General features: G+C 39.9%; 14 protein-coding genes. 10 read left to right on the top strand and 4 right to left on the bottom strand.

Going from position 1 to position 15,936, the window contains the following annotated elements:
• Nucleotides 1-386: 386 nt before the first annotated feature.
• From IPJ16_04380 to IPJ16_04370, 3 genes are read left to right on the top strand one after another with little or no spacing between them, the layout of a single operon-like run.
• Entirely contained in the window at nt 387-3,452 is a 3,066-nt protein-coding gene (locus IPJ16_04380; protein ID MBK7626426.1) for a pyruvate, phosphate dikinase, read from the top strand.
• A gap of 27 nt (nt 3,453-3,479) precedes the next feature.
• Nucleotides 3,480-6,455, top strand: coding sequence for a phosphoenolpyruvate synthase (locus IPJ16_04375; protein ID MBK7626425.1), 2,976 nt, complete (start codon nt 3,480-3,482; stop codon nt 6,453-6,455).
• Nucleotides 6,455-6,862 carry an OsmC family protein gene (locus IPJ16_04370; GenBank protein ID MBK7626424.1) on the top strand — a complete coding sequence of 136 codons (408 nt, stop codon included), beginning with the start codon at nt 6,455-6,457 and terminating at the stop codon, nt 6,860-6,862. The genes IPJ16_04375 and IPJ16_04370 overlap by 1 nt, the downstream gene beginning before the upstream one ends.
• Before the next feature lie 207 nt (nt 6,863-7,069).
• Here the strand turns inward: IPJ16_04370 and fabD are convergent, their stop codons facing one another.
• The 3 genes from fabD to IPJ16_04355 form a co-directional block, all read right to left on the bottom strand.
• Nucleotides 7,070-7,951: an ACP S-malonyltransferase gene (gene fabD / locus IPJ16_04365; GenBank protein ID MBK7626423.1), complete on the bottom strand. Its 882-nt coding sequence runs from the start codon at nt 7,949-7,951 to the stop codon at nt 7,070-7,072.
• Between the two features lie 130 nt (nt 7,952-8,081).
• Nucleotides 8,082-8,729: a GTP cyclohydrolase I FolE gene (folE, locus tag IPJ16_04360; GenBank protein ID MBK7626422.1), complete on the bottom strand. Its 648-nt coding sequence runs from the start codon at nt 8,727-8,729 to the stop codon at nt 8,082-8,084.
• Nucleotides 8,722-9,129, bottom strand: coding sequence for a 6-carboxytetrahydropterin synthase (locus IPJ16_04355; protein ID MBK7626421.1), 408 nt, complete (start codon nt 9,127-9,129; stop codon nt 8,722-8,724). Before IPJ16_04355 ends, folE begins: the two co-directional genes overlap by 8 nt.
• A gap of 172 nt (nt 9,130-9,301) precedes the next feature.
• On the opposite strand from IPJ16_04355, the gene mqnB reads away from it, so the two are divergent.
• The 5 genes from mqnB (at nt 9,302) to IPJ16_04330 (ending at nt 12,809) form a co-directional block, all read left to right on the top strand.
• Nucleotides 9,302-9,982, top strand: a complete 681-nt coding sequence (gene mqnB, locus IPJ16_04350) for a futalosine hydrolase (protein MBK7626420.1) — start codon at nt 9,302-9,304, stop codon at nt 9,980-9,982.
• Complete coding sequence (locus IPJ16_04345; GenBank protein MBK7626419.1) at nt 9,982-10,827, top strand: 1,4-dihydroxy-6-naphthoate synthase; 846 nt, start codon at nt 9,982-9,984, stop codon at nt 10,825-10,827. Before mqnB ends, IPJ16_04345 begins: the two co-directional genes overlap by 1 nt.
• Nucleotides 10,828-10,907: 80 nt before the next feature.
• Nucleotides 10,908-11,483 (top strand): superoxide dismutase, encoded by a 576-nt coding sequence (locus tag IPJ16_04340; GenBank protein MBK7626418.1) that lies wholly within the window; start codon nt 10,908-10,910, stop codon nt 11,481-11,483.
• 24 nt (nt 11,484-11,507) lie between these two features.
• Nucleotides 11,508-12,080 carry a nitroreductase family protein gene (locus IPJ16_04335; protein ID MBK7626417.1) on the top strand — a complete coding sequence of 191 codons (573 nt, stop codon included), beginning with the start codon at nt 11,508-11,510 and terminating at the stop codon, nt 12,078-12,080.
• A gap of 12 nt (nt 12,081-12,092) precedes the next feature.
• A complete protein-coding gene (locus IPJ16_04330; GenBank protein MBK7626416.1) occupies nt 12,093-12,809 on the top strand; it encodes a hypothetical protein in 717 nt (238 codons plus the stop codon).
• A gap of 117 nt (nt 12,810-12,926) precedes the next feature.
• On the opposite strand, the gene IPJ16_04325 is transcribed toward IPJ16_04330, so the two are convergent.
• Nucleotides 12,927-13,838 carry a proline dehydrogenase family protein gene (locus IPJ16_04325; GenBank protein MBK7626415.1) on the bottom strand — a complete coding sequence of 304 codons (912 nt, stop codon included), beginning with the start codon at nt 13,836-13,838 and terminating at the stop codon, nt 12,927-12,929.
• Nucleotides 13,839-14,010: 172 nt separating this feature from the next.
• Here IPJ16_04325 and IPJ16_04320 point away from each other — a divergent pair, with 172 nt between their 5' ends.
• Entirely contained in the window at nt 14,011-14,574 is a 564-nt protein-coding gene (locus IPJ16_04320) for an RNA polymerase sigma factor (protein ID MBK7626414.1), read from the top strand.
• Nucleotides 14,575-14,600: 26 nt separating this feature from the next.
• Nucleotides 14,601-15,929 (top strand): PKD domain-containing protein, encoded by a 1,329-nt coding sequence (locus IPJ16_04315; GenBank protein MBK7626413.1) that lies wholly within the window; start codon nt 14,601-14,603, stop codon nt 15,927-15,929.
• Nucleotides 15,930-15,936: the final 7 nt, after the last annotated feature.

Raw genomic sequence — 15,936 nt, 5'->3', positions numbered from 1 at the left:
TGGTTGATTCAAATCATAACAGTCCCGAATACAGGCGTCTTCTCCATGAACAGCAGGAGAGACTAAAGGAACTTGGCTGTATCAACCGCACAACATACATTCTCAAGGAAGGAAAACCGATTGAAGAATCACTTCAGCAAATAGTGCTTCTTCTTCCTGCCGCCTGGCAATATCCTGAATACACCGTTGCGAGGATCAGATTCATGGGTAAGGTATTTGAGTCAGTTGATTTTGTTGAAACAAACTGGAGAATGGTTCAGGAGTTCGATTCGATCAATGGTGAAAAGGGATACATTGAGATCTTCTATACCAAAGAGTTCAGTCCCGAAAATGAAGGTCCATTCCTGAAAGAGGAAAGAGACCTGATACAAAATATAGGCAGTCTCATGACCGGGTATATAAACAGTTATCTGGCAAGAGACATTATTAGGCTGGCTCAGTCACCGAAAGAGGAAGACGATAATGTAAAAGATACTTCAAGCAGGAAACTGTTGCAGAAATTTCTCGATCGTCACAATGCGGAAAGAGATGTATTTCATGATCTGATGCCCTTCAAAGTAAAAGAGATATTACTTGTGGCAAACCTTTATGATGCCTATTCAATTGAAGGTGAGGGCCGGTTTTCAGATCATATACTTGGTGAGTATTATCAGATGAGCCTTACTTCAATACCCAGGGTTACAGGGGTTTCTGGTGAAGATGAGGCATTTACCCGGCTTAAGGCAAGGCATTATGACATGATTTTTATTATGATCGGCGTGGATAAAGAGAGCCCCATGCTGCTTTGCAAGAAAATCAAGAATAAGTATCCTTACATTCCTACATTCATTTTGCTTAATAACCATGGCGATGTACATTTTGTAAAGAAGCAGAAGGCCCTGGGAATACCTTTTGATAACTATTTTGTATGGACCGGTGAATCGAAGGTGTTTTTTGCAATGGTTAAGCTCCTGGAAGACAAGGTAAATGTCGATAATGATACTAAGAAAGGCCTCACTCGTGTAATTCTTCTGGTTGAGGATTCTGCTGAATATTATTCAAGCTATCTACCGATGCTTTACACTCTTGTAATGGAGCAGACTAAGAATCTGATTGAGGATGTATCAACCGATGAGTTGTATAAGGTGCTTAAACTCAGGGCAAGACCAAAGGTCCTTCTCGCCTCCAACTATGAAGATGCAATAACAATTTATGATAAATATAAGGAGAGCCTTCTGTGTGTCATATCTGATATTCAGTTTCCGCGGAAAGGGGAAATGAGCGATACTGCAGGATTCGATCTTATTCAGCAGATCAAGAAGGATTTGCCTAACCTTCCTGCAGTTCTCCAGTCATCAAATCCGGAAAATGCCAGGTTCGCTCATTCACTTAAATGCAATTTTATAAGTAAAAACTCTGAAAGTCTTCTTCAGGACCTTAAATCCTTCATAAACTACTACCTTGGATTTGGCCATTTTGTTTACCGCGATAATACCGGACGGCAGATAGCCGTTGCGAAGTCAATGAAGGAGTTTGAAGCTTATCTTCAGACAGTTCCTGAAGATTCACTGGTTTATCACTCCATGAAGAATCACTTCTCATTATGGCTTATGGCTAGAGGGGAAGTGAAAATAGCCAAGATGATAAATCCGATCAGAGTCACTGATTTCAAGAGCATGAAGGAGTTAAGGGAGTTCCTGCTCAACATCATCCGCAAGCGCCGTCGGGAAATGAATAAGGGCAAAATTGTCAATTTTGAGGAATCTGCTGTTATTGATGAAACAAATGTAGTGAGTCTTTCAAGCGGATCGCTTGGTGGAAAAGGCCGAGGTCTGGCCTTCATCAATACACTTATCTATAGTTTTGAACTTAGTCGTCTCACACCTGGAATTAACATCAAAACACCTATTACTGCTATTATCGGTACAGATGAGTTTGATATGTTTATGGAGCGTAACCATTTGTGGGATAAGGTAAAAGAGGAGAAGGACTTTGAGAAACTTCAGAACCTGTTCCTTAACGGAAGCCTGAGCTATACTCTTGAAAAAGAACTGAAAGTATTTATAAGGCTTATTAAGACACCTCTGGCTGTGCGTTCCTCAAGCCTCTTTGAAGATTCAATGAGCCAGCCGTTTTCAGGCATCTTCGGTACTTATTTGCTACCTAATGTAAATCCCGATCCTGAGAAACGGCTTAAGCAATTGTCTGATGCAATTAAACTGGTATTCGCTTCAATATACTCCCGTAATTCCCGGACATATTTTGAAGCTATAAGCTATAAGATTGAACAGGAGAAAATGGCCGTTGTAATTCAGGCTGCCGTTGGTAACAGGTTTGAGAATGTGTTTTATCCGCATATCAGTGGAACGGCACAATCATTTAATTTTTATCCTGTGGCACATATGAAGCCTGAGGACGGATTCTCTGTTATCGCTGTAGGACTGGGTCAGTATGTTGTGGAAGGGGAGAGGGCTTATCGCTTTTCACCTTCTTATCCTTCGCTTGACATTGTATCGCAAAAAGACCTTTACAAAAACTCCCAGGTGATGTTTTATGCTGTTGACATGTCAAAAAATGATTTTAACCTCCTTGAGGGGGAGGATGCCGGACTGATATCCCTTGACATCAGTATTGCTGAAAAACATGGAACTCTTAAACATTCAGCTTCGGTATTGAACACTGATAATGACACAATTATACCGGGACTTGACATGCCCGGTCCGAGAGTAATAAATTTTGCTGATATTCTGAAGTACGATTATATTCCTCTGGCTTCAACACTGAAGATTGTTCTGGATGTTGTTAAAGAAGCTTTCGGGACACCGGTGGAAATTGAGTTTGCTGTAGACCTTACAAAAGATGAAGATGGGAAAGCATCATTTTATTTGCTTCAGGTAAAACCTCTTGCAGGCAGCGGAGCGGGGTATTCAATTGATCCCGAAACTATTTATACCGATGACTTGTTACTTGTTACGAAGAAGAGCATGGGGAACGGTGTAATTAGTGATATCACTGACCTTATTTATCTCGAACCCGGGAAATTTAACAATATGCTTACTAACCAGATGGCCTCTGAGATAGATCTGATGAACGAAAAAATGCTGGCAGAAAACAGGCAGTATGTTCTTATTGGTCCGGGCAGATGGGGAACAAAAGACCGCTTTCTGGGAATACCTGTTGTATGGCCGCAGATTTCGAATGCAAAAGTAATCGTTGAAGTGAGCCTGCCTGACTTTCACCTCGATGCATCACTTGGTTCACATTTTTTCCATAATGTCACATCTATGAATGTTGGCTATTTCTCAATTAATGAGGGCACCAAAGATGGAACAGTACTATGGGATAAATTTAAAGATCAGAAAGTTATAGAGAAAGGGAAGTTTTTCAGACATATCAGGTTTGAAAATCCGCTTCTTATCAGAATGGATGGCAAGAAAGGCATGGCTGTGATATCGACACTCCAGGCACTTTAGGCATTTTTAAAATGAAAATTACTATATATGACAATTATAGAGGGAATACTGGATCTGCAGAAATATGACTTTACCGATACCTCATTTGATCTGCTTATGCAGAAAAGAATCCACAGAGTGCTGGTAATATGCAGTAACTATGATAATTACATGCTGGAGGAGGATGGCCGTATTGATGAACAGATTTTCAATGAATATGCATCTCTGAACCTCAGATATCCTCCAACATTTGTCCAGACTGATAATGCCGAGGATGCGTTCAGGATCCTTAAGGAGGGAAATATAGATCTGGTAATTTCAATGCTTAGTCTTAAGGGCACAGATGTTTTTGCACTTGCCAAAAGGATAAAAGCCCAGTATGAACATATTCCGATTGTAGTACTTACATATTTTTCACGGGAAGTCTCTTTGAGACTTGAGGGAGAGGACCTTAGTGCGATAGATTACGTCTTCTGCTGGCTCGGGGATGCCTCGCTTATCCTTGCTATCATTAAGCTGATTGAAGATAAAATGAACGCTGATTATGATATTGAAAAGATTGGTGTTCAGGCTATTATACTCGTAGAAAACTCTATAAGATATATTTCATCCTATTTGCCTAATATTTACAGGATTATTCTCCTTCAGTCTCTTGATTTTCAGCGCGAAGCGCTTAATGAACATCAGCGTATGCTTAAGCTGAGGGGGCGTCCGAAAATTCTCCTTGCCAGCAATTTCAACGATGCTCTCGATCTCTATAAAAAGTATAAGTATAATGTTCTCGGGGTAATATCAGATATAAGTTATAAGCGCGATAATGTAGTGGATGAGGGGGCCGGAATTGAACTCTGTAAGGTTGTTATGGCTGACGATGATAAAGTACCTTTTCTGATCCAGTCATCGAGCTTAACTCATAAGAAGGATGCCGAAGCTCTGGGAGCTGGATTCATCAATAAATATTCAAAATCGTTATCGCTTGAACTAAGGAATTTCATAATTCAGAATCTTGCCTTTGGTCCGTTTGTTTTCAAAAACCCTGATACACTGGAACCTATAGCTATTGCAACTGACCTTCAGAGTCTTCAGCAGAAACTGCTTTCAATTCCTGACAATACACTTGAATATCACGCTACGCGAAACCATTTCTCAAAATGGCTGAATGCCCGTGCTCTTTTTCCGGTTGCTCAAATGTTCAAATATATCCGGAAAGAGGATTTTGAGACTATGGATGAGATGCGAAGATTCCTATATATTGCCATTTCAAGCTTCAGGCTGGGTAAGGGCAGGGGGGTAATAGCAAAATTCGATAAAACAAGTTTTGATGAATATCAGACTTTCTCCAGAATAGGAGAGGGATCAATCGGAGGAAAGGCAAGGGGACTCGCTTTTATTAACAGGATTATCAAAAACAATAAACTGTTTAATAAATTCCCCGATGTACTGATTACTATTCCCAGAACGGTAGTACTTAGTACCGATGTCTTTGACGAGTTCATGGATCATAATAATCTCTATTCAGTTGCCCTGTCTGACCTTTCTGATGATGAGATCCTGAACAGGTTTATTAACGCAGAACTTCCCGGGCATGTTTACCAGGATTTTTATGCATTTCTGGCAGTTTCAAGGAACGTCCCTATTGCAGTCCGTTCTTCAAGTAAGCTTGAAGATTCGCATTATCAGCCATTTGCCGGAATATATTCTACTTACATGATTCCGCGCATCCCTGATAATAAAGAGATGGTAAAGGTTCTGTCCGATGCTATAAAGGAGGTTTATGCCTCCGTTTATTACAAGGCAAGTAAAGCCTACATGACAGCTACTGCAAATGTGATTGATGAAGAAAAGATGGGAATTATACTTCAGGAGGTTTGCGGAAACAGACATGGAGATACCTTTTATCCGACCTTATCGGGTGTTGCCCGTTCAATCAATTACTATCCTATCGGATCAGAGAAAGCCGAAGATGGAATTGTGAATGTTGCTTTCGGTCTTGGAAAACTAATTGTCGAGGGTGGATTATCACTCAGGTTTTCGCCTAAATATCCCCGGAAGATTCTTCAGCTTTCAACTCCCGATACAGCTATCAGGGATACACAAAAAGAGTTCCGTGCTCTTGACCTTAACATTGATAGCTTTGTACCATCAACTGATGATGGTGTGAATATTCTTAAAATCGACATCAAAGATGCTAATAATGAAGCTGCAATGAAGTTTGTAGCTTCAACCTATGACAGGAACAATAACGTACTGCGCGACGGAATCACCCTTCCCGGCAAACGCGTTGTTACCTTTGCCAATATTCTCCAGCATAAGACATTTCCTTTAGCTGAGATCTTAAGTACCCTTCTTGAGATTGGCCAGAGGGAGATGAATAACCCTATCGAAATCGAATTCGCTGCCAATCTGGAGACACCTCCGGGTACTCCCAAAATATTTAATTTCTTGCAGATAAGGCCAATAGTTCATACTGAGGAGTCGCATCATATAAATATTGATCACATAAAAACGGAGGATACTATAGTCTATTCAGACTCAGCACTTGGGAACGGGGTATTCAAGGGTATTCACGATCTGGTTTATATAAAACCCGACTCATTTAATGCAGCCAATAATAAGAATGTGGCAGGTGAAATTGAAAAAATTAATATAAAATTTGTAAAGCAGGGTAATGGATATGTTCTGATAGGTCCAGGAAGATGGGGCTCTACCGATCCATGGCTGGGAATTCCTGTTAAATGGCCGCAGATATCTGCTGCAAGGATAATTATTGAATCGGGACTAAAAAACTACAGAATTGATCCGAGTCAGGGTACTCACTTTTTTCAGAATCTTACCTCTTTCAGAGTAGGTTATTTTACTATTAACCCATATATAAACGAAGGACATTACGATGTCGAATATCTTGATAAATTAAATGTTGTTTATGAAGATGATTATATCCGGCACGTCAGATTTGACCAGCCTCTTGAGATTATGATAGATGGGAGGAACCATAAGGGAGTAATACTAAAACCTTTAATGTAATGGAAACAGCAAAGACAACATACGTAGGAGATCTTAGGACTGAGATAACACATTTAAGATCGGGGAGTGTAATAGTAACAGATGCTCCTGTTGATAATAAGGGAAAAGGAGAAAAGTTTTCTCCGACAGATATGGTTGCATCTGCTCTGGGAAGCTGCATTTTTACAATTATGGGTATAGCTGCAAGGGAACACGGATTTTCAATTGACGGCAGTACCTGTGCAATCACAAAGATCATGACTGACAACCCCAGAAAAATCGGTGAGATAAAAATTGAATTCGACTTCACAGCAAATTCATACACCGATAAGCAGAAGAAGATCCTCAATTATTGTGTAAAAACATGCCCGGTATCACTATCGCTGCATGAGTCGGTTTTTCAAAATGTGACTTTAATATTCAGTTAGAAGAAAACGGCTTAACCGTAAATCACCCTTAGCTCGGCGAAGTCTCCCGACTTCGTCGTAAAATATATGCAGTCTGGAGACTGCAGTTTAAGAAAAGCGAAGTCAGGAGACTTCGCTTAGCAGGGGCAAACCAGTCAATACCATTAAGCTAAAGCGCCTTAAATCTGTAATGCCGTAACGCCGTAACACCGTAACACTGTAAAACCGCTATATCACCGCTGCTTCAGTAACCATATCTTTATTCACCTTCTTAATAAGTCCCTGAAGTACATTTCCCGGACCGACCTCAGTAAATGAGGTAGCTCCGCCGGAGATCATATTAATTACACTCTGGGTCCATTTAACCGGTGATGTCAGCTGCAATACAAGGTTTGCCTTTATTGCAGAGGGATCAGAGTAAGACATTGCGCTAACATTCTGATATACAGGACATATTGGTTTGCTGAATGTAGTATTTTTTATTGCTTCTTCAAGCTCAAGACGTGCAGGCTCCATTAAAGGAGAGTGGAATGCGCCTCCGACCGCAAGTTTAAGGGCTCTTTTAGCACCTTTTTCCTTAAGCATCTCTATAGCTTTGTCGATTCCTTCATTAGAGCCTGAAATAACTATCTGGCCCGGACTATTATAATTTGCCGGTACCACAACCTCTTTAACAGCTGAACAAACTTCTTCAACTATCGAGTCGTCAAGTCCAAGTATCGCAGCCATTGTTGATGGTGTTTTCTCACAGGCTTTCTGCATGGCAAGGGCTCTTTTTGATACCAGCACCAGACCATCTTCAAATGAAAGTGTTTTGTTGGCAACAAGAGCTGAGAATTCCCCCAGTGAATGCCCTGCTACCATATCAGGTTTAAATGAATCTCCAAGTACAGCGGCAAGTATAGTTGAATGAAGAAAGATTGCGGGTTGTGTGACTTTTGTTTGTTTAAGGTCTTCATCAGTACCGGCAAACATCAGATCGGTAATCCTGAAACCAAGTATGGTATTGGCCTTTTCAAACATCTCTTTTGCAACAGGTGATTTCTCGTAAAGGTCCTTACCCATTCCTATAAATTGCGCTCCCTGTCCGGGAAATACATAAGCTTTCATAATTTAAAAATTAGTGATTTTTTTGTGGCACAAAAATATAAAAATTCTATTTACAACCCACCCTCTCTAATTCCTCCTAAGCAGGAGGTTATAGCTCCTTCCCCCCTGGGGGAAGGCTGGGAAGGGGTAGTTAATGTAATCTTGTTCCGATCAGATGAACAAATTCTTCCCTGGTATTAAGTTCCTTAAGGAAAATACCTGTAAAAGCGGAGGTGGTTGTTACCGAGTTCTGTTTCTGTACACCTCTGATCTGCATGCACATATGCTGAGCCTCAATTACTACTGCTACTCCCAGAGGATTCAGAGTGTCCTGGATGCAGTTTCTGATCTGAGTTGTAAGACGCTCCTGTACCTGAAGTCTTCTTGAGAATGCTTCCACTACTCTTGCAATTTTGCTCAGCCCGGTGATATAACCATTTGGGATATAGGCAACATGAGCTTTCCCGAAAAAAGGAAGCATATGGTGCTCACACATTGAGTAAAGGTCAATATCCTTTACAATAACCATTTGTCTGTACTCTTCCTTGAACATGGCTGATCTGAGAATCTCTTCAGCATCCATATTATACCCGTTAGTAAGGAAGTGCATTGCCTTTGCCACCCTTGCCGGAGTCTTTAGCAATCCTTCTCTTTCAGGATCTTCACCTACAAGTTCAAGTACTCTGTGGTAAATTGTGGAGAGTTCTTCAATATTTTTAGCGTCCCACGACTCCACCTTATTATAACCTTTGGATTTTTTACCGGATCCGTCATTGACTTTTTCGATTCTCTTAGCCATAATATTCAATTGAGTTATTTTCAGTTTCTTCAATCTTTACGCAATGGAGCAGAGCCCCTTCTTTTTCGATAGCCGGTTTAAGTTCATTCCAGATAGCCACAGCAAGGTTTTCTGTGGTCGCAACTTTCCCATCCATAAATCCGACCTCAAGATTAATGTTCTTATGGTCTATTTTATTTACAACCTTTTCAAGTATAATCTGTTTGAGGATATTAATATTCATTACGAAACCATGAGATGATGGCTCTCCCTTGATGGTTACCCATAAAATATAATTATGACCATGCCAGTTTGGATTTGAGCATTTTCCAAAAATTTTCTGGTTTTGCTCATCTGACCAGTCCTGTCTGAACATCCTGTGTGCAGCACAGAATCTCTCTCTCCTTGTCAGGTATATCATGCTGGTAATTATTTATATTACAATATTAGCCAATAATTATGAGCTTTTGAAATCATAAAAGCAATATATTTGTCTAAGCGTAATCTGATTTTCTTCGCTCCCCACCGGGGTTGGGGTAATCAAAGAAAATCATTAAAAACTCTTTATCGGATTTTCTTCATACATATCTTTAATGTCAAAGAAACTCTTAATTGTTACTGCCACTTCATCAGAAGCAGATATTGTGAAAAAGATTGATGGTATTAATACTGCTGACGATCTTATTTTTTTTGGTGATAATGAGATAAGTCTGCTAGTTACCGGTGTTGGTTCTGTTGCTACCGCATGGTCGCTTAAACACTGGCTTTCAGTAAATAAGAAGCCTGACCTGATAATAAATGCCGGCATTGCAGGAAGTTATAAGGATGATATTAGGACTGGAGATGTTGTTATGCCCGTAACAGAGTGTTTTGCAGATTCAGGTATAGAGGACAGGGAAAATTTTCTTACGTTATTTGAATCAGATCTGGCTGATCCTGATGAGTTTCCATACCGTTCAGGACTTCTTCACAGCGACCTTATGATTTCTGAAAAGTGCAGGGATATTATAAGACCTGTAAATTCAATATCTGTAAACACTGCGACCGGTTCAGAAAAATCAATTATTAAACTTCAAAAAAAGTTTAATCCTGACATAGAGACAATGGAAGGAGCAACTTTTTTTTATATTTGCACCAGGGAAAAATTGCCTTTTCTGGCACTCAGATCAATCTCAAACAAGGTTGAGGCCCGAAACAGGAGCAAATGGAATATTCCTCTTGCTCTTGAACACCTGTCAGAAAAGTTGAAAGAAGTTATTATTAGACTTGAGTGATGAAATTAACATTGGGCTTCTCGCCATGCCCGAACGATACATTCATTTTTGATGCGATGGTGCATGGCAGGATTGATACAGAAGGGCTGGAGTTTGACTATTTTCTTGCAGATGTGGAGGAGCTGAACAGAAAGGCTTTTTCTTCAGCGGTAGATATTACTAAAATGAGTTATCATGCTTATGCATATGCAGCAGATAACTATCTTATTCTTGATTCAGGCAGCGCACTGGGACACCACAATGGCCCTCTTCTTATTAGCAAGCACAACGATGGTACTTCAGGAATGGAACATAAAAGGATTGCTATCCCCGGTAAATATACAACTGCAAATCTTCTGTTCAGCATAGCATGGCCTGAAGCTAAAAACAAAACCGAATATCTTTTCTCTGATATAGAAAGAGCTCTTCTTGATGATGAAGTTGATGCAGGACTGATAATTCACGAAACACGATTTACCTATAAAAAGAAGGGCCTTCACAAATTAGCCGATATGGGTGAGTTCTGGGAGGAGTTTACCGGACTGCCAATACCTCTTGGTGCGATAGTTATAAATAAGAATATACCTGAAGATATTGCATTGAAAGTAAACAGGATTGTCAGAAGAAGCCTGGAGTACGCGTACAAAGACTCATTCGCCTCGTACGATTTTGTTGCCGGCAATGCAAAAGAGATGGACAGCACTGTTATGAATAATCATATCAAACTATATGTTAATGAGTATTCTATTGATCTTGGAATTAAGGGAAGGGAAGCTATAAACAGATTATTCACGGTTGCCTCTGAAAAGGGCGTCATACCACAAATGCCATCAAGAATATTTCTTACAGGAAATCAGGTAATATAAGCCATAAATTTAGTAATTTTGAACATAGGCTTTTCTTAGTTGTTTTAATATGAAAAGTATTCATTCAAAAATTAAAAATCATGGCATTTGAACTACCAAAACTTCCGTACAATTTAAACTCGCTGGTTCCGCATATCAGTGAGGAGACACTCGACTACCATTATGGCAAACATCATCAGGCTTATGTAAATAACCTGAATGGGCTTATCCCGGGAACTGAGTTTGAAAAAGCTGATCTTGAGACAATTATCAAAAAGGCTGAAGGAGGCATTTTTAATAATGCTGCCCAGGTATGGAACCATACATTCTACTTTGAATCTTTTTCAAAAGACGGCAGGAGACTACCTAAAGGAGAGCTTGCAGATGCAATAAACGGCTCATTTGGTTCGTTTGATGCTTTTAAGGAACAGTTTAACAAATCAGCTGCAACCCTTTTCGGAGCCGGATGGGCATGGCTTGTTAAAAAAGAAGATGGTACCCTGCAGATTGTTCAGGAATCAAATGCAGGAAATCCTCTGCGAAGAGGTCTTAAGCCGCTTGTTACCTGCGATGTATGGGAACATGCTTATTATATCGACTATAGAAACAAAAGGCCTGATTATATCAAATCTTTCTGGGAAATTGTTGATTGGGATCTCGTAGCAAAAAGATATTAATAGATCTGTAATAAAATTTCAAGCATGAATCTTAAAGACCTGATTAGTAATACCCGCTCCCGTCGCCGTTTTGATGAGTCGAAAAAAATCGAATTAAAAACTCTGGAGTCATTAATTGATCTTGCACGTCTCTCCGCTTCAGGTGCAAACAGGCAGCCTCTTAAGTATTTGATATACAATACTCCTGAAGAATGCAACAAGGTGTTTCCCTATCTTGCGTGGGCCGGTTACCTTACGGAATGGCCGGGCCCGGAAAAAGGAGAGAGGCCATCAGCCTATATTTTGATACTCGGAGACAAATCTGTAACAGATATTTTCGGAATAGATCACGGCATAGCTGCACAGAGTATCATGCTCGGTGCCACAGAAGCCGGGATAGGCGGATGCATGATCCAGTCAATCAAACGTGAGGAGCTAAGAGCTGAAATCGAATTGCCCGATAAGTACGAAATCCTGCTAATACTTGCACTTGGGACACCGGTTGAGAATGTCATTCTGGAGGAGATTAAGGAGAATGATGTTAAATACTGGAGAGATGAGAACAGAAATCACCATGTACCGAAAAGAAGCTTAAAGGATCTGATTATCAAGTTATAAATGAATTTAGAAATGAAACGGCTTTTCACGATATTTCTGTTGGCTGGTTTCATTATTAATTCCGGATTTAGTCAGGTGAACAATAATACCGGCATCAGAATACTCTTTCAGGGTGTGGTTATGGATGCCGGTACATTTTCACCTATCATCAATTCACAGATAACAATCAACAGGGTTTTTTCTTCTGTCAGCGGAAATGACGGTACATTCTCATTCCACGTAAACAGGAGCGATACAGTTGTTTTTAATAGTCTGGGCTATAAACCAACTACATTTTTCATCAGCGACACACTGTCGGGGAAAGAGTTTATAGCCGGGGTATATATGAAAAGTGATACGCTCGACATTGGAGAGGTTATTATTGTTCCCAGGTTTTCAAACCTGAAATCAGAAATTATGAATGCTCCGAGCAAAACTCCGGCAACAATGGATAATGCCAAATATAATGTGGCTGTTTCTGCTTATGCCGGAAGAAATAGTATCAGCAGTCTCGGCGACCCTGATTCAAACTATGAGATGTTGAGGCAGAGACAAAAAGTTAATGCCTATGAAAAAGGAGGGATCCCTTCCGACAGGATTCTTGGAATCAGTCCTTTAATGCTTATCCCAGCAGCCTACATGCTTCTTAAAGGACTACCAGAAAAACCAGCCGCTTACAAACCCGAGATTACACCAAAGGAACTTGAGGATCTGAATAAAAGATACCTGGAGCAAATAAAAAGAAAATAGAAGGGGAGAAGTGGAGAAGAGGTGATTTTTTTGTCATTCGCCCTGTGCTCTTTGCTCTATGTTCTGTGCTTTACTCTCTACGCTCTATGCTCTACGCTTTACGCTCTATAACCCAAACTATCCCTTATAGAATATCGCCTTAATAATATGGCTTGCCATACTTGGATTCTCCTTCAGCCTGCGTGTTGAGTATCCATACCATTGTTTTCCGAATGGTACATAAATTCTCATTGCATGTCCTTCATTAATTATGCTGTCACGTAATTTTGGCGTTACCCCGTACAGCATCTGGAATTCATACATATGTTTCGGGACATTATATTTTTTAAGAAGGGTATAAGCTCCTTCCACAAGAGGTTTATCATGTGTGGCAATTCCGACATGGATCTTATTTTTCAGCATGTATTCAAGATCTTCAAGATAATGCTGATTAATCTCTTCGTATTTCTTATATGATATTTCTTCAGGCTCTACATAAATTCCCTTACATAACCTGAAGCTTAAAGGTATTGCTTCAGTATTGAGGTCCATCATGCTCTCAATATCTTTCATGGTCCTTTTAAGGTATGCCTGGAGTACAAGACCTACATTTGGTGGAAACTCAGCCTTGAGTCTTCTGAACAGCGAAATTTCGTCATCAGTGCATGGAGAATCCTCCATGTCAATTCTGATAAATCCGTTATATGATGCAGCTTTTGCAACAAGCTCCCTTACATGTCTGTAGCAAACCTCTTTATCGAGCAGCAAACCAAAACTTGTAGGCTTAAGTGAGATGTTGCCATCAATCTTATTTTGATATGTTTCATCAATAAGATTCATATACTCTTTCTTGTTAGCCTCTGCTTCATCGAGATTTTTTATGAATTCACCAAGAACATCAAGGGTCACTTTTATGTTCTTACTGTTATATTCTTTTGAAACGCGCATGGCATCTTCAATATTTACCCCTGAGATATAGGATTTTGAAAAGATCCAGATAAACTTCTTCGGGAACCACGGCAATATAGCTACAATGAGTTTGTTGAACATAATTTTAGTTTCAAAAATTAAAATGCTAATTAAGCTGATCGTAATATATTTTTTAATGACCTTTGTCATTCGTAAACCATAATAATAAACATGATTTTTTCTATTTTCAGGAAATTTATCAGATAATGCAACCATTTATATACATGGCAGGTCTTAAAAATGTCCTCAGTTTATGATGAGCGACCAGCAAATAATAGAAGGGTGCGCCCGACATGAGAGAAAGGCGCAACAGGTGCTGTACGATCAGTATTCCCGTTTCCTTCTTGGAATTTGTCTGAGGTATGCTTCAGATAAAGCTGAGGCAGAAGATATTTTGCAGGAGAGTTTTTTGAAAATATTCCTTAACATAAAGGATTTTTCAGGAACAGGTTCTTTCATAGGCTGGTTGAGAAAGGTGGCAGTAAATACCGCAATTACTCATTATCATAAGAATCTCAAATACAGATATCACGTTGAGATTGAGGAGTATGTGTCGGTTGAGACAGGGGTGACAAGTTTTGAGGAGGACTTTTTCACCTCTGAAGAACTGTTTAGAGTGCTGAATGAGCTGCCAACAGGATACAGAATGGTGTTTAACTTATATGCAGTTGAAGGATATAAACACAAAGAGATAGCTGAGATACTTGGGATCGATACAAACACCTCCAAGTCGCAGTATAGCAGGGCAAAAGCTGTAATAAGGGATAAACTGGAGAAGCTGGGGAAACTAAAGAGCAGTTATACAGAAAATGGTTAGAGATTTTATTGAATATAATTAACAAGTTGAAAACAAAAAAGAACGATATGAATGTCAGGGAGTTATTCAGGCGGAAACTGGATGGCGCTGAGATAATTCCTGATCCCTCTGTAAATGCAAGGCTCATGCGCAAACTGGCACGAAGGGAATTCATACGTTTTAATCCTGCCAGGTTCAATGCCTACTATCTTGGCGGGATTATGGCTGCAGTTTTAACAGCAGGTATATTATTCTTTTCAGATAAAGGGAACTCAAACACCCAAAACAATCTTTCAGGCACTGACGTAACTGAAAAAGTTTCCGGTATTAAAGTCTTTGATGTGCCTGAAGCTTCAGTTATAATCAGGGACCAGAAGGAGCAGCAGAATGTTATTGCCGGAGAAAATAGCGTTAAGACACGGCAGAATACTAATTCGGTTGTTATAGCTGACAGGAAAGTTTTGGAGAAAGAGGGTGATAATATCGCTCCTGCAGGAATTTCTAACTCAATTCCGAAAAATAATATCCTGAATGATTCTTCCACAGAATCTGAAAAGTTACTCGACAGAAAGGTAAAAGGTGATGCAATTATTGAAGTATCAGCTCTGAGCGGATGTGTACCCCTGAAACTGCATTTTAATGTTGCTGTCAGTTCATTCGACTCCTGCAGCTGGAACTTTGGTGACGGAGGATACTCAGACAAAAAGAGCCCCGACTGGATTTTTGATCTGGATGGTGAATATAAAGTTGTTCTAAACTTATTCCGTGATGGCAAACTTCAGGAAACCTCTTCAACTGTAATTAATGTTTATCCAAGACCTCAGGCCCGTTTTGAGATTACTCCTGAAGAAGCAGTAATTCCTGATGATGAGATCAGGTTCCTGAATTATTCAGCCAACGCAATAAAATATAAGTGGTCCTTTGGCGATGGAACTACTTCCGGACTATTTGAACCCACTCACAGATATTCCAGGTTCAGTAATTATAATGTAAAACTTGTTGCAACTTCAGAATTCGGGTGTTCCGACTCCCTGATTGTAATGAATGCATTCTCGGGATCTGAATATTTTATCAATTTTCCAAATGCATTTATTCCTAATGCTGAAGGCCCATCCGGTGGATTCTACTCGAACAAGAGTGATGAGTCAGGTCAGGTATTTCATCCGACTTCCTCAGGTGTAACAGATTATCAGCTAAGGATATTCAGCAAATTTGGCATACTGATTTTCGAAAGCAGTGATGTCAATATTGGTTGGGATGGATATTATAAAGGTCAGATAGCCAACCCTGGTGTGTATATCTGGAAAGTACGAGGCAATTTCCGCAATGGTGAACCATTCGTAAAAATGGGTGACGTTACATTACTCAGGAACTGATTTGTTA

The sequence above is a fragment of the Bacteroidales bacterium genome (assembly GCA_016709865.1).
Taxonomy (GTDB): domain Bacteria; phylum Bacteroidota; class Bacteroidia; order Bacteroidales; family VadinHA17; genus LD21.
The sequence above is the reverse complement of the archived record's forward strand: the minus strand, read 5'-3'. Positions and strand labels throughout refer to the sequence as shown.

Coding starts and splice junctions, on each gene's coding strand:
- IPJ16_04380 (MBK7626426.1), top strand. CDS start 387: ATGACCGGGTATATAAACAGTTATCTGGCAAGAGACATTATTAGGCTG.
- IPJ16_04375 (MBK7626425.1), top strand. CDS start 3,480: ATGACAATTATAGAGGGAATACTGGATCTGCAGAAATATGACTTTACC.
- IPJ16_04370 (MBK7626424.1), top strand. CDS start 6,455: ATGGAAACAGCAAAGACAACATACGTAGGAGATCTTAGGACTGAGATA.
- fabD (MBK7626423.1), bottom strand. CDS start 7,951: ATGAAAGCTTATGTATTTCCCGGACAGGGAGCGCAATTTATAGGAATG.
- folE (MBK7626422.1), bottom strand. CDS start 8,729: ATGGCTAAGAGAATCGAAAAAGTCAATGACGGATCCGGTAAAAAATCC.
- IPJ16_04355 (MBK7626421.1), bottom strand. CDS start 9,129: ATGATATACCTGACAAGGAGAGAGAGATTCTGTGCTGCACACAGGATG.
- mqnB (MBK7626420.1), top strand. CDS start 9,302: ATGTCAAAGAAACTCTTAATTGTTACTGCCACTTCATCAGAAGCAGAT.
- IPJ16_04345 (MBK7626419.1), top strand. CDS start 9,982: ATGAAATTAACATTGGGCTTCTCGCCATGCCCGAACGATACATTCATT.
- IPJ16_04340 (MBK7626418.1), top strand. CDS start 10,908: ATGGCATTTGAACTACCAAAACTTCCGTACAATTTAAACTCGCTGGTT.
- IPJ16_04335 (MBK7626417.1), top strand. CDS start 11,508: ATGAATCTTAAAGACCTGATTAGTAATACCCGCTCCCGTCGCCGTTTT.
- IPJ16_04330 (MBK7626416.1), top strand. CDS start 12,093: ATGAAACGGCTTTTCACGATATTTCTGTTGGCTGGTTTCATTATTAAT.
- IPJ16_04325 (MBK7626415.1), bottom strand. CDS start 13,838: ATGTTCAACAAACTCATTGTAGCTATATTGCCGTGGTTCCCGAAGAAG.
- IPJ16_04320 (MBK7626414.1), top strand. CDS start 14,011: ATGATGAGCGACCAGCAAATAATAGAAGGGTGCGCCCGACATGAGAGA.